This is a genomic window from Bradyrhizobium sp. MI1.3 (genome assembly GCF_055811695.1).
On the sequence record NZ_JBVVPQ010000051.1, the window covers coordinates 40,312 to 53,187 of the forward strand.

Sequence of the window (12,876 nt, forward strand, 5' to 3'; positions counted from 1 at the left end):
CGGAAACTCACGCCCATTCGATTAAAACCTTAACGGAACATTGGCATGTCGCGGGGCAAGGTGGTGCCCGAAGAATAGGCCCCCGACCTCAGGCCCCCGACACCATGGCAATGTTTAAGAAATCGGTAAGTTCGCTTCTCCTGACCTTGATGGCCCTGCTGGCCGCGGGTGCGCTGGCCTCTACGGCGATCCAGATGGTTGGGGCGTTCGGCCGCTATAGCGACAGCCTGGAGACCGCGCGGCTCGCCGCCGCCGACAAGGCGATCTTCCAGGGCGTGCTGGCGCTGCGCCACAATCGCGGCGATGCGCAGAGCGCAATCCTCGGCGAGGACGACCCGCGGGCAAAACTCGGCGAGGTGGAAAAGGCTGAGCAGGGAGGTTACGACGCGATTGGCGCTGCGCTCGCCACCGTCGATTTCGCCCGCCGCGACGAACTCGCTGGCACATTGAAGCAGGGCTGGAGCGCCGCCTCGCCGCAATTCCAGCTGTTCTACGATGAAGCCAAGCGCCCGCGCGCGGAGCGCAAGATCGAGCGCACCAACTCCTGGTATGATGCCGTCACCAAGGTGATCGACACGGCCAATCTCGCCTCCACCGCGGTCTCGAACCGTGCCTGGATGAACGACCCCTTCATCGCCCGCATGATCCAGGTTCGGCGCTTCGCCTGGCAGGTGCGCGATCGTTATGGAATCCATTGTTCGTCCCTTCGCTCCAACGTCAACGCCAGCAAGCCGCTCGATGACGCTCAGAAGCGGTCAGTGGCGCAATGGGATGGCACGATCGCCTCCGGCTGGGCGGGCATGGCCGAGTTGCTGGCTGCGCCGGACGTGGCGGCAGAGCTGGTGACGGCAGCGACGGACGCAAAGGCCACGACCGACGGTGCCCTCAAGCAGATCGGCGACCTCACGAAAAATTTTGACGGCAGCGGCAAGCCCGCGATGCCCGCCGCGGAATGGAATACGCTGTGTCAGTCACCCTTCGCGTCCATCGTCGCGGTGGCGAACAAGGCGCTCGACCAGTCGATCGTCCGGGCGGAAACGGTGCAGGCCAAGGCGCTCACCAATCTCGTCGTACAGTCGCTCGCGTTCCTGCTCGCGCTGGCCGTGACCCTGGCCGGCGTGTACGTGGTCCGCAACCGCCTCATGCGCCCGGTGCGCGCCATTGTGGACGCCATCGCCAAGATCAGCGCCCGCGACTACGCAACGCCCGTCCCGCAATCCAGGTATCCCGACGAGTTCGGCACCATGGCGGCCGCACTCGAAAGCCTGCGCGAGAGCGCGGCGACCGCGGAACGCCTGGGCCGGGAGCGCGAAGCGCAGCAGGCGCTCCAGCTCGCCCGCTCCGGCACCGTCGATGCGGCTTGCCGCAGTTTCGACGACACCGTGCAAGCCGTCATTCACAGCGTTGCGGCCTCGACGAAGGAACTCGATGCCACCGCGACCGACGTGCGCTCGCTGGTTACGGAATCGAGCAGCCAGACCGCGGCGGTCTCGTCCTCCGCCGAACAGGCCACCAACAATCTCGAGACCATCGCGGCCGCGACCGAAGAACTCTCGGCGTCCGTCGGCGAGATCTCCGCGCAGGTGCAGGCCAGCGCCCGCGAGGCCCGCGAGGCCGTGTCGCAGGCAGCGCAGACCAATGCGACGGTCGAGATCCTCGATCAGACCGCTGGCCGCATCGGCGAGGTCGTGAAGATGATCAACGCCATCGCAGGGCAGACCAATCTCCTGGCGTTGAACGCCACCATCGAAGCCGCGCGCGCGGGCGAGGCCGGCCGCGGCTTCGCCGTGGTTGCCGGCGAGGTCAAGAGCCTCGCCTCGCAGACGGCGACGGCGACAGAAGAGATCTCCCGCCAGGTCGCGGAGATCCAGGGCGCGACGGGCCAGGCGGTCACTGCCATCCGCGCGATCGGCGGCGCGATCAGCGGCATCGACGAGAAGATGACGGCGATCGCCGCCGCCGTCGAACAGCAGCGCGCGGCCACCACCGAGATCTCCCGCAACTTCCAGCAGGCCGCGCAGGGAACCCGCGAGGTCACCGACACCATCGGCAGCGTCGCCAGGCTCAACCAGGAGACAGGCAATGCCGGTTCGGTCCTGTCGGTGTCCGTGACGAAAATGTCCGCCGATGCCGATCGTCTCCGCGTCGCGGTCGAGGGCTTTTTGGGCGCGGTGAGGACCGCATAGCTTCGACAATCTTCCGTCCCTACGTCGCGCGATCGGCATTGCCGCCGATGCGCGCGGCGGGTACATCTGTGACGCGGCGCGAGCGTCGCGGCAGATGTAAGAGATATCAGGGATGGAGAGTTCGATGCCGGTCACGCCTCAACACAAGGCCCAGCGCCCCTATCGCGGCGTGTTCCCGGTCGCGCCCACCATCTTCGACGAGCGCGGCGAGCTCGACCTCGAGGGACAGCGCCGCTGCATCGATTTCATGATCGACGCAGGCTCGAACGGTCTGTGCATTCTCGCGAATTTTTCCGAACAGTTCGTGCTCACGGACGCCGAGCGCGAGACCGTGATGCATGCAGTGCTGGAGCATGTCGCGGGCCGGGTTCCCGTGATCGTCACCACCACGCATTTCAGCTCGGCCGTCTGCGCCGCGCGGAGCCAGCAGGCCGAGGCGGCCGGTGCCGCCATGGTGATGGTCATGCCGCCCTATCACGGCGCGACCTTCCGCGTGCCGGAGAAAGGCGTGGTCGAATTCTTCAAGGTGCTGTCGGGCGCAATCAAGATTCCGATCATGATCCAGGATGCGCCCGTCGCCGGCACGCCGCTGTCGGTCGAGCTGCTCGCGCGGCTGGCGCGCGACTTCTCCAACATCCGCTATTTCAAGATCGAGGTGCCGGGCGCGGCTGCAAAGCTGCGTAGCCTGATCGAGGCGGGCGGCAGCGATATCGAAGGTCCCTGGGACGGCGAGGAAGCGATCACGCTGCTCGCCGATCTCGATGCAGGCGCCACCGGCGCGATGACCGGCGGCGGCTATCCCGACGGCATCCGCCAGATTGTCGATCCCTACTTCGCCGGCAAGCGTGAAGAGGCGAAGGCCTCCTACGAACGCTGGCTGCCGCTGATCAACTACGAAAACCGCCAATGCGGCCTGATCGCCTGCAAGGCGATGATGCAGGCCGGCGGCGTGATCAAGTCGGACACGGTGCGGCATCCGCTCCAGCCGCTGCACCCGGCGACGCGGGCCGGGCTGCTGGAGCTCGCGAAAGAACGGGATGCGCTGGCGCTGCGGTGGGGGAAGTAGCCTCTGCCGGCGTCCTGGACAAGCGCGCCCGAAGGTTATGTGTTCCGCCTCCCGTGCGCGATTGCGCACTAGGCCGGGACGACACTGAGTGTGAGGCGCGCTGTGAGGTGCGCGCCCTGGCCTGATCCCGCCGGCTGAAAGCGTCGAATTAACGCGGTTCGGGCGGTTTCGCGCAGCCCGGCGATGACATATTGTTCGCTCGCCAACCAGGCCCGCGGAGCATATCAAGACATCGCGCAACAACTCTTCATTATGCCGCTATTCCGAACCAGGTTGGTGCGAACCAACGAGACAGGGAGGCAGTGCCATGACGATGAGGCCGGATCCCACCTTTCACGCATCGCCCAAGCTTGCGATGGAAGCTCCTGCGGAGAACTTTGCCTACACGTTGCTGCTCAGTCCGGATTTCTCAAAACCGGATGCTCTCGCGGTCATCGACGTCAAGCCGGGATCGCCGACCTACAGCCAGATCGTCCACACCGTGACGATGCCCAACAAGGGCGATGAGTTTCATCACTTCGGCTGGAATGCCTGCTCCTCCGCCTTGTCGCCGCTCACTGGGCATGCCTTCATCGAGCGGCGCTATCTCATCATCCCCGGGCTGCGCTCGTCGCGGATCTACATCATCGATACCAAGCCCGATCCGACCAAAGCCAAAATCCATAAAATCATCGAGCCCGAGGAAGTTTTCAAAAAGACCGGCTATTCGCGGCCGCATACCATCCATTGCGGGCCGGACGGCGTCTATGTGAGCACGCTCGGCGGCGGCGGCAAGGACGGCACCAACGGGCCTCCAGGCGTCTTCATCATGGATTGCGAGACGTTCGAGGTCCTTGGACGATGGGAGATCGACCGCGGTCCGCAGACGCTGCACTATGATTTCTGGTGGAACCTGCCGCGCGACTACATGGTGACGAGTGAATGGGCGTTGCCGCCGCAGTTCGAGAACGGAATCGTCGCGGAAGATCTGCTGGCGAACAAATATGGCCATCGTCTCCACTTTTGGGATCTTCGCGCCCGTCGCAACGTGCAGACCATCGACCTCGGCGCCAATCATCAGATGGCGCTGGAGGTACGGCCGGCGCACGATCCGGTTCGCGAATACGGCTTCGTAGGCGTTGTGGTCGACACCACGAATCTCGAAGCCTCGATCTGGACTTGGTGGCGCGAAGGCGGAAAATTCCATGCGGAGAAGACGGCGACGATCCCGTCCGAGCCTGCGCCAAAGGAGAAGCTCCCGCCGCTGCTTCAGGGCTTTGGCGCCGTGCCGCCGCTGGTGACCGACATCGACCTGTCGATGGATGATCGTTTTCTCTACGTCTCGTGCTGGGGCACGGGTGAGATGCGCCAGTACGACGTGAGTAATCCGCGAAAGCCGAAGCTTGCGGGCTCGGTTCACATCGGCGGCATCGCGCGCCGCACCCGTCATCCGAACGGCAAGGCATTTGCGGCCGGCCCGCAGATGGTCGAGATCAGCCGCGACGGCAGGCGGGTGTACTGGACCAATTCGCTCTATTCCACCTGGGATGACCAGTTCTATCCCGATGGCGTTCCGGGTGTGGAAGTCATGGCCAATGTCGGTCGCAATGGCGGCCTTGAGCTCGACAAGAACTACTTCGTGAGCTTCCCCGACGGATATCGTGCGCACCAGATCAGGCTGGAGGGCGGTGATTGTTCGACGGACTCCTTTTGCTACCCGTCGGCCTAGATTGGGCACACGCGAGCCTCGGCTGGCTGTGGCTCGCTCTTGTTGCGAGCGGTCTCTATCACGGGGTCAATCCGGGAATGGGCTGGCCGCTCGCCGTTTCGGCCGGGCTCATGGACAAGAGCCCGCGCGCGCTCTTTCGTGCTTTGTGGGCTCTGGCGGCCGGGCATCTCCTGGCAACGCTTCTCGTGCTGCTGCCATTCGCGTTCCTTCTCGTGCTGGCCGAGTGGCAGCGTTCGATCCAGCTCGGCGCGAGCCTTCTCGTCATCGGCTTCGGCGTCTATCGGCTGGTCGAGCGGCGCCATCCGCGCGCGCTGGCACGAATTCCGCCGACGCAATTGGCGCTCTGGTCATTTGCCGTTGCCATTGCTCATGGCGCCGCCTTGATGCTCGTGCCGATCTATCTCGGGCTCTGCCAGGCCTTCGAACTCGATGCCGGCCATGAGGCCGCCGGCGCGCTGATGAAGGCGAGTCTCGGGATGGCGGTGCTGGTGTCTTTGGTGCACGTTGCCGCCATGGTCAGCGCCGGCGGATGCCTGGCATGGCTGGTCTACCGCCATCTGGGATTGAGATTCGTCTCGCGAAGCTGGTTCAATCTGGATGTAATCTGGGCGACCAGCCTCATTCTGGTTGGCGTTGTGGCGCTCGGCTTCAATCTCGCGAGCTGGCACTGACGCTTACTGCGTCAAGGCCCACTCGCCGATGATGCGGAAGCGAGCTTTGGCGTCATCCTGCTTGAACAGCGCGACGCGATCGATCGCAAGCGTCTTGAGACCGAGCGCAGCAAACCTCCCCCGCAGCATGTCCAGAATCGGCCCGCGCCGCTCCGCGTCGAGCCGGCCCGTCAGCGTCATGTGGAAGCGGAATTCCTCCATCACGTAAGGATAGCCCCAGCGGTCGAGATAGTCGCGTTGCCGTTCGCTCAGCTTCTCCGGCTTGCGCCGCGCGCGGTCTTCCGCGCTCAGCGGCGCGCGGAAGGAATCGAAGTCGCGCGCGCAATCGGCGGCGAGCTGCTGGAGTTCGCCGACCGGCTCCGCCGGAATGACGGCGATGAAGCCGCTGATGGAATCGACGACCGGGCGGATCACCGGAATTGCGCGTGCCCTGCCGGCGAATGTCGCGCAGGCCGCAACAAGCTCGACCTCGCGCCTGTCGGACGCCAGCGCCATCGGCGCCTTCAGCGTGGCGTGAAAGCCGTATTTGCGGGGATCGGCGGTGACATCACGCCAGTCCGGAGCCGTGCGCAGGGCCTCGTCCGGGAACGGCAGCTCTCGGCCGGTATGCGCATCATAGCCGAGCAGTTCGGCGCCGAAGCGCGAGACGGCGCTGTCGGCACTGGCGGCATGGTAGATCGCGTAGCGGGGAAAATCTGTCATGGACCGAACATAACCGGTTTATGCCGCGACGACAGCTTCGCGCGGGGTAGCTGCCATGCCAAGCAACCGCGTCGCGTCGGTGAGATGTACGAGCTTGCCGCCTGATATCACGGCGATCAGCCGCGGCCGCAGCGGCATGCGGTCGTCGACCAGCAGAATGTCCGCGCGCCGTCCTTCCGCCAGTACGCCGCGATCGGCAAGGCCGGTTGCGCGCGCGGGCGCGGCGGAGACCAGGTTCCAGGCCTCGGTCAGCGGCAGCACGCCATCGGCAGCGAGGCGGAACGCAGCGAGCAGCTGCGCGGGATAGTAGTAGTCCGAGGCCAGCACCGAGCAGAGCCCTTTGGCGATCATGTCGGATGCCTTGGTCCAGCCGGTGTGGCTGCCGCCGCGCACGACGTTCGGCGCGCCGTAGACGATGGCATCACCGTGGCTTGCTGCCGCCCGCGCCGTCTCCTCGTTGATCGGAAACTCCGCGATCGCCACGCCCATCGCGCGAAAGCTCTGGCGCATCGCCGGCGTCGCATCGTCATGCGAGAGCATCCGCACGTCGGCGGCGCGCGCCGCGGCGGCGAGTCGCGACACGGAAGGCGGCACATCCGCGGCGCGGGACATTATGTGTCCGACCAGCCGGTCGAAATCTTCACCCGAGAGGCCGGTGCGCTCCACCATGCGGTTGCGCTTGCGGGGCTTGGCCATGTCCCCAACCGTGCCGTCCATGTGGTCGTTGAAGGCGAACAGGTCGACGCGGCCCTCGCTGAGCCACTGCGAGATCTCGGCCTCGGCGTCGAGATCGTAGGTCTCGTGGCGCAGGTGAAAGCGGGTGTCGGCGGCAAACTGCGGGCGCTGCCGTTCGATCGCCTCCATCAGGCCGCGCGCATTGTCGGCGCTGCGCAGGCCCGGCTCCCACGAACAGGTCGTGGCGTGAAACACCGTGGTGATGCCGTTGCTGATCGCCTGGCGATCGCTGTCGGCGAGCGCCACATCGATCGGGAAGTCGACCCCGGCACGCGGCATCATCTGTCGCTCGAAGGCATCGCCGTGCAGATCTACGATGCCAGGCAGCACCAGCAGGTCGCGCGCGTCGATCGCAAGTCGTACGCGGCTGCGAGAGCCATCGACCTGCGCGATGTCCGTTCCGGACACGAGAAGCGACGTTTCGACGAACTCGGAGCCGATCAGGGCCCGGCCGCCCTCGAGGAATATGTCTGTCACGCGACCGCGCTTCGTTTGCTGGCAGAGGAAGGTGCCCCTGCTTCGTATGTCGTGAGGAAATCCTCAATCCCGAGCTTGCGGAAATCGGGCAGGGCTTCACGCAACTTGTCGTGATCCCAGTCCCACCAGGCGAGCCTCGCAAGCCGCCCCGCAACCTCTTCCGAGAACCGCCGGCGCACGATGCGCGCCGGATTGCCGGCGACGATGGTGTAGGCCGGCACGTCCTTGGTGACGATGGCGCCGGCCGCGATCACCGCGCCGGTGCCGATGTTGCGACCCGGCAGCACGATCGCGCCGTGACCGATCCAGACGTCGTGACCGATATGGACGTGGTGCTGGCGCCGCGAGTCGAAGAATTCCGTGTCGTCGCTCTCGCCTTCGAAATAGGCGCTCGACCGATAGGTGAAATGCGCCTGCGTGGCCCGGTGCATCGGGTGATTGCCCGGATTGATCCGTGTCATCGCCGCGATCGAGCAGAATTTTCCGATGGTGGTGTAGGTGATCTGGGCGTCATTCACGACATAGGAGTAATCGCCCATCGTCACTTCGTGCAGCATCGTGCGCGCGCCGACCTCGGTGTAGGCCCCAAGCCTGGTGTCGTGCAGCTTCGCCGAGGGATCGATGGTCGGCTGGACCGAAAGAGCTTTGGCGGCCATGTTGCATCCGAACGAGAGGGCGGGCGTTTCTCTTCGAGCGGCTTGATGACAATGTCATGACGACGCGATGACAGGGGATGAACAGGGGATGAGGTGTGTAGGATCGCCGCACCGCAACGTCCGTGTCACACAAGTGTCAAGCGCCGGGGTTAGCGGTGGGTCCCAGCTACTCTGGAGCCCTGCATGCTGGTGGTTGAAGGTCTGACGTGTCGCTTCGGGGTGAAAGCCGCGGTGGACGACGCTTCGTTTCAAGTCTCTCCCGGCGGTTTCGTCGGCGTGATCGGACGGTCCGGCGCCGGCAAGTCGACCCTGCTGCGGACCATCAACCGTCTCGCGACGCCTTCGCAGGGTCGCATCCTGTTCGACGGCCTCGACGTCACCGCGTTGCGCGGCAAGGAGCTGCGGCAGTGGCGAGCGCGCTCGGCGATGATCTTTCAGCAGTTCAACCTGGTCGGCCGGCTCGATGTTCTCACTAACGTCCTGATGGGACGGCTCGCGACGATGCCAGCCTGGCGCTCGCTGTCGCAGACCTGGCCCGAGCAGGACAAGGCGCTGGCGATGTCCGCGCTCGAACAGTTCGATATCGCCCCGCTCGCAGCCCAGCGCGCCGATCAGCTCTCCGGCGGCCAGCAGCAGCGCGTGGCGATCGCCCGCGCCCTGGTGCAGCAGCCCGACATCATTCTCGCCGACGAGCCTATCGCCTCGCTCGACCCGCGCAACACCAAGATCGTGATGGATGCGCTGCTGCGCATCAACAAGCATTTCGGCATCACCGTGCTCTGCAACCTGCATTCGCTCGATCTGGCGCGCAGCTATTGCGACCGGCTGATCGGCATGGCGCAGGGCCGCGTCGTGTTCGACGGCGCGCCGGCCGAGTTGACCGAACACGTTGCGCGCGAGCTCTACGATCTCGAAGCCGCCGATGTCATGGGCGGCACGCCTGCACCGGTGCGACAGGGCATTCCGGCGCTTGGAACGGCGGCCGCCGCCTGAGCTGCGCCGCTTCAGGACTCACCAGTTTTGCGTCAACCGACCTCAACCAATGAAGAGGCTATCATGATTACTCGCAGATTGATTCTTGCCGGCGCCGCCGCGCTCGCGTTCACGGCTTCCGCGTCCGCCGAAGACTGGAAGGCCAAATATCCCGAGCTGACCTTCGCGGTCATTCCGGCGGAAAACGCCTCGGGCGTCACCGAGCGCTGGGCGCCGTTCATGAGCTATCTCTCCAAGGAACTGGGCGTGAAAGTCACGCTGCGCATCGCCAACGACTACGCTGCCGTGATCGAAGGCCAGCGCGCCGGCAACATCCACATCGCGAGCTACGGCTCTGCCTCGTTCGCCCGCGCCCGCCTGACCGGCGTCAAGACCGACGCCTTCGCCAACGACATCAATTCCGACGGCTCGACCGGCTATTACTCGGTGTTCTTCGTCAAGACGAGCAGCCCCTACAAGAGCATCGACCAGCTCAAAGGCAAGAACCTCGGCCTGGTCGACCCGAACTCGACCTCCGGCAACAACGTGCCGCGCTTCGAGCTCGACAAGATGGGCATCGCGGATGCCGACACCTATTTCAGCAAGGTCGTCTTCACCGGCAGCCATGAGAACGCGATCCTGGCGCTGGCGCAGGGCACTGTCGACGTTGCCGCCAACCAGTGGACCAGCGATGACGATTCGACGCTGGCGCAGATGCTGACCAAGGGCATGCTGAAGAATGCCGACGGCTCGGCGATGAAGAAGGACGATTTCCGCATCATCCACAAATCGGCGCCCATCATCAACGGCCCCTATGCCTACAATTCCGACCTGCCGGAAGAGGCCAAGGCCGCCATCGCCAAGGCGTTCTTCGACGCGCCGGTCAAGGACAAGGCGGCTTTCGATCGCCTCCAGGACGGCCAGAAGAAGGGTTTCCATCCCGCGACCACCAAGGATTGGGATGGCACGATCGAGCTGATCAAGTTCGTCGATGCGCTGCGTAAGAAGAAGGCGTCCTGAATTTCGGGACGATGCCACTGGAGCCGGGTCGATGGACCCGGCTCTTTCTCTTTGATCGACCACCTTTCCTGATCAGATGACCGTCGCGGTTTCGATCCTTCCCGAGCAGCAGCTCGCCGTGCTCAACGCCGCCTATCGCCAGGCGGTCGCGCGCAGGCGGCTCCGACTCCTGTTTGGAGCCGTGATCTTCGCCGCTGCACTGTGTCCGGCCGCGTTCGGCGCCGAAGTGAATCTGCGCACGCTGTTCACCCATTACGGCAACTTCATCAGCTATTTCGACCGCATCCTTACACTCGACAACGGACAGCGGGTCTGGACCGATGTCGGCGAGTGGCTGTGGGGCTGGCGCAAATGGCTGAAGATGCTGGGCGAGACCGTGCTGATCTCCTATGTCGGCACGTTGATCGGCGCGGTTTTTGCATTTTGCCTCAACTTCTTCGCTGCTGAAAACACCTCGCCCGCGCCCTGGCTGCGTTTCACGGTGCGGCGCCTGCTCGAATTCGCCCGCACGGTGCCCGGCATCGTGTTTGCGCTGATCTTCGTGATCGCCTTCGGTCTCGGTCCGATGGCGGGTGTGCTCGCAATTGCGATTCACTCCACCGGCGCGCTCGGCAAGCTGTTCTCGGAGATCGTCGAGAACGCCGACATGAAGCCGGTCGAAGGCGTTCGCTCGACCGGCGCAAGCTGGCTCTCCTGTATGCGCTTCGCCATCCTGCCGCAGGTCATGGCAGGCTATGCCAGCTACGCGCTGCTGCGTTTCGAGATCAACGTCCGCGAGGCCTCCGTGATGGGCTTTGTCGGTGCCGGTGGCATCGGCCAGGAGCTCGTCGTCGCCATCCGCAAGTTCTACTACTCCGACGTCAGCGCGATCCTGCTCACCATCATCGTCACGGTCTTCATCATCGACATCAGCACCGGCTGGCTGCGCGGCCGCCTGTTCGGCAAGGAGGCGCGGACGTGACGGGACCGCAGGAGACCGATACCGCGGCGCTTCGCGCGCGCTATCCTGACGTGTTCGACCGGCCGGCCTCGGCGCGGCTCGCCATGCCGGCGATGATCGTCGCGGCGCTCGCGATCCTGATTTACGGCCTCGTCGATCTCGACTTCTCGCCGTCGCGGTTCGTCGCGGGCCTCAACCAGCTCGGCTGGATCAGCCTGATGATGATCCCGCCGGATCCCGGCTCGTCGCTGCCGATCTATCTGAAGGCGCTGGGCGAGACGCTGTCGATCGCGCTGCTCGGCACGACGCTGGCCGCACTGTTCGCGCTGCCGGTCAGTCTTCTTGCCGCGCGTAACGTCGTGCCGTCGAGCATTTTGCGCTTCCCGATTCGGCGTTTCCTGGATTCGATCCGCGGCGTCGACACGCTGATCTGGGCGCTGGTGTGGATCAACGTGGTCGGGCTCGGCCCGTTTGCCGGCGTGCTCGCCATTGCCGTGTCGGATTTCGGCGCGTTTGGAAAACTGTTCTCGGAGGCGATCGAGGGCGCCGACCAGAAGCAGGTCGAGGGCATCCGCGCCTCCGGCGGCAGTGCGCTGCACGAGATCCGCTTCGGTCTGCTGCCGCAGGTTTTGCCCGTGATCGCCGGCCAAGTGCTCTATTTCATCGAGTCGAACACGCGTTCGGCTACCATCATCGGCATCGTCGGTGCCGGCGGCATCGGCCTCCAGCTCGCCGAGCAGATCCGCGTGCTGGAATGGCAGAAAGTGTCGTTCCTGATCCTGATGATCCTGATCGCGGTCGCCGCGATCGATTTCGTTTCGGGCAAATTGCGGTTTGCGATTATTGGGCGAAGGGCGGTGGCCTGATCACCGATTTCGTAGGGTGGGCAAAGCGAAGCGTGCCCACCACTTCAATCGCGACGTTGGATAGATGGTGGGCACGGCGCAAGCGCGCCTTTGCCCACCCTACGATTCTTCACCCGTTCTCCACCAGAAATTCCACCCGCTCCGCGGCAAAGCGCGAATGCTTGGTCACCAGCGGCTTGCCGTCGAGATCGTGGTCGGTGGCATCGACCACCAGGATCGGTCGTCCCAGCGCCAGATCGAGCCGGGCGGCGTCGGTTGCGTCGACGATGCCGGCGGTGATCCGGGTCGCGCCCCGGCGATAGTCGCGGACGCCGTAATGCTCGAGCAGTTTCGTCATCGAGCGGGTGGCAGCAAAGACGTCGCCCGCACCCGGGAACAGCTGCGCCGACAGCCACGTCGTGGAGACGCAGATCGGCGTGCGGTCGGCGAGGCGCATCGCCTCGATCCGCACCAACGGTGCGCCGGCCTTCAATCCAAGTTCCCGCGCGAGTTCGCGGGTCGCGACATCATCGGACGCCTCGATCAGCCGGCCATGCGGTTCGCGGCCGTCGGCGCCGACGATCTCGGAGAAGCGGGTCCGCGAGCGCAGTGGATAAGCGAGCTTCTGCGCCTCGACATAGGTTCCGCTGCCGCGTTCGGCCCGCACGATGCCGCGCTCGGCAAGCGCGGCCAGCGCGCGTCGCACGGTGTGGCGGTTCACGCGATAGGTTTCGGCGATCTCCACCTCGCCCGGCAGCTTGTCGCGGGCCGCCAAGCGGCCGGCGGCGCGGGCCCCCCCCCCCGCCGCCGCGGCCCGGCGGCCCCCCCCCCCCCCCGGGGGGGGGGGGGGGGGGGGGGGGAAGGGGGGGGGGGGGGGGGGGGCAAAAAACCCCCGTTT

The 12,876-nt window shown here is 65.2% G+C and carries 12 protein-coding genes; 8 read left to right on the plus strand and 4 right to left on the minus strand.

Going from position 1 to position 12,876, the window contains the following annotated elements:
• The first annotated feature begins 104 nt into the window (after window positions 1-104).
• The 4 genes from AC0L3A_RS29005 (at window position 105) to AC0L3A_RS29020 (ending at window position 5,631) form a co-directional block, all read left to right on the plus strand.
• Entirely contained in the window at window positions 105-2,186 is a 2,082-nt protein-coding gene (locus AC0L3A_RS29005) for a methyl-accepting chemotaxis protein (RefSeq protein ID WP_007597630.1), read from the plus strand.
• A gap of 124 nt (window positions 2,187-2,310) precedes the next feature.
• A complete protein-coding gene (locus AC0L3A_RS29010) occupies window positions 2,311-3,252 on the plus strand; it encodes a dihydrodipicolinate synthase family protein (RefSeq protein ID WP_007597629.1) in 942 nt (313 codons plus the stop codon).
• Between the two features lie 307 nt (window positions 3,253-3,559).
• The gene (locus tag AC0L3A_RS29015) at window positions 3,560-4,960 is read left to right on the plus strand and encodes a selenium-binding protein SBP56-related protein (RefSeq protein ID WP_007597628.1); all 1,401 of its coding nucleotides are present in this window, start codon (window positions 3,560-3,562) and stop codon (window positions 4,958-4,960) included.
• A gap of 77 nt (window positions 4,961-5,037) precedes the next feature.
• A complete protein-coding gene (locus AC0L3A_RS29020; protein WP_088941049.1) occupies window positions 5,038-5,631 on the plus strand; it encodes a hypothetical protein in 594 nt (197 codons plus the stop codon).
• Window positions 5,632-5,634: 3 nt separating this feature from the next.
• Here the strand turns inward: AC0L3A_RS29020 and AC0L3A_RS29025 are convergent, their stop codons facing one another.
• The 3 genes from AC0L3A_RS29025 to AC0L3A_RS29035 are packed head-to-tail and all read right to left on the minus strand — an operon-like array spanning window position 5,635 to window position 8,201.
• Window positions 5,635-6,333: a DUF1045 domain-containing protein gene (locus AC0L3A_RS29025; protein ID WP_007597626.1), complete on the minus strand. Its 699-nt coding sequence runs from the start codon at window positions 6,331-6,333 to the stop codon at window positions 5,635-5,637.
• Window positions 6,334-6,351: 18 nt separating this feature from the next.
• Window positions 6,352-7,545: an alpha-D-ribose 1-methylphosphonate 5-triphosphate diphosphatase gene (locus tag AC0L3A_RS29030; RefSeq protein ID WP_473255589.1), complete on the minus strand. Its 1,194-nt coding sequence runs from the start codon at window positions 7,543-7,545 to the stop codon at window positions 6,352-6,354.
• Window positions 7,542-8,201: an LbetaH domain-containing protein gene (locus AC0L3A_RS29035; RefSeq protein ID WP_473255590.1), complete on the minus strand. Its 660-nt coding sequence runs from the start codon at window positions 8,199-8,201 to the stop codon at window positions 7,542-7,544. Before AC0L3A_RS29035 ends, AC0L3A_RS29030 begins: the two co-directional genes overlap by 4 nt.
• Window positions 8,202-8,384: 183 nt before the next feature.
• On the opposite strand from AC0L3A_RS29035, the gene phnC reads away from it, so the two are divergent.
• The 4 genes from phnC (at window position 8,385) to phnE (AC0L3A_RS29055) (ending at window position 11,999) form a co-directional block, all read left to right on the plus strand.
• On the plus strand, window positions 8,385-9,194 hold the full coding sequence (gene phnC / locus AC0L3A_RS29040) for a phosphonate ABC transporter ATP-binding protein (protein ID WP_007597623.1): 810 nt from the start codon (window positions 8,385-8,387) through the stop codon (window positions 9,192-9,194).
• Window positions 9,195-9,257: 63 nt separating this feature from the next.
• Window positions 9,258-10,193: a phosphonate ABC transporter substrate-binding protein gene (gene phnD, locus AC0L3A_RS29045; protein WP_219682481.1), complete on the plus strand. Its 936-nt coding sequence runs from the start codon at window positions 9,258-9,260 to the stop codon at window positions 10,191-10,193.
• Window positions 10,194-10,269: 76 nt separating this feature from the next.
• A complete protein-coding gene (phnE, locus tag AC0L3A_RS29050; RefSeq protein ID WP_473255591.1) occupies window positions 10,270-11,154 on the plus strand; it encodes a phosphonate ABC transporter, permease protein PhnE in 885 nt (294 codons plus the stop codon).
• Entirely contained in the window at window positions 11,151-11,999 is an 849-nt protein-coding gene (gene phnE, locus AC0L3A_RS29055) for a phosphonate ABC transporter, permease protein PhnE (protein WP_473255592.1), read from the plus strand. Before phnE (AC0L3A_RS29050) ends, phnE (AC0L3A_RS29055) begins: the two co-directional genes overlap by 4 nt.
• A gap of 109 nt (window positions 12,000-12,108) precedes the next feature.
• Here the strand turns inward: phnE (AC0L3A_RS29055) and phnF are convergent.
• A partial coding sequence (phnF, locus tag AC0L3A_RS29060; protein WP_473255593.1) for a phosphonate metabolism transcriptional regulator PhnF occupies window positions 12,109-12,876 on the minus strand: 768 nt, incomplete at its 5' end.

Excerpts from the sequence above, each read along its gene's own strand:
- AC0L3A_RS29020 (WP_088941049.1), top strand. The coding sequence starts at position 5,038 with ATGGGCTGGCCGCTCGCCGTTTCGGCCGGGCTCATGGACAAGAGCCCG.
- phnC (WP_007597623.1), top strand. The coding sequence starts at position 8,385 with ATGCTGGTGGTTGAAGGTCTGACGTGTCGCTTCGGGGTGAAAGCCGCG.
- phnD (WP_219682481.1), top strand. The coding sequence starts at position 9,258 with ATGATTACTCGCAGATTGATTCTTGCCGGCGCCGCCGCGCTCGCGTTC.
- AC0L3A_RS29005 (WP_007597630.1), top strand. The coding sequence starts at position 105 with ATGGCAATGTTTAAGAAATCGGTAAGTTCGCTTCTCCTGACCTTGATG.
- AC0L3A_RS29010 (WP_007597629.1), top strand. The coding sequence starts at position 2,311 with ATGCCGGTCACGCCTCAACACAAGGCCCAGCGCCCCTATCGCGGCGTG.
- AC0L3A_RS29035 (WP_473255590.1), bottom strand. The coding sequence starts at position 8,201 with ATGGCCGCCAAAGCTCTTTCGGTCCAGCCGACCATCGATCCCTCGGCG.
- phnE (WP_473255591.1), top strand. The coding sequence starts at position 10,270 with ATGACCGTCGCGGTTTCGATCCTTCCCGAGCAGCAGCTCGCCGTGCTC.
- AC0L3A_RS29025 (WP_007597626.1), bottom strand. The coding sequence starts at position 6,333 with ATGACAGATTTTCCCCGCTACGCGATCTACCATGCCGCCAGTGCCGAC.
- AC0L3A_RS29015 (WP_007597628.1), top strand. The coding sequence starts at position 3,560 with ATGACGATGAGGCCGGATCCCACCTTTCACGCATCGCCCAAGCTTGCG.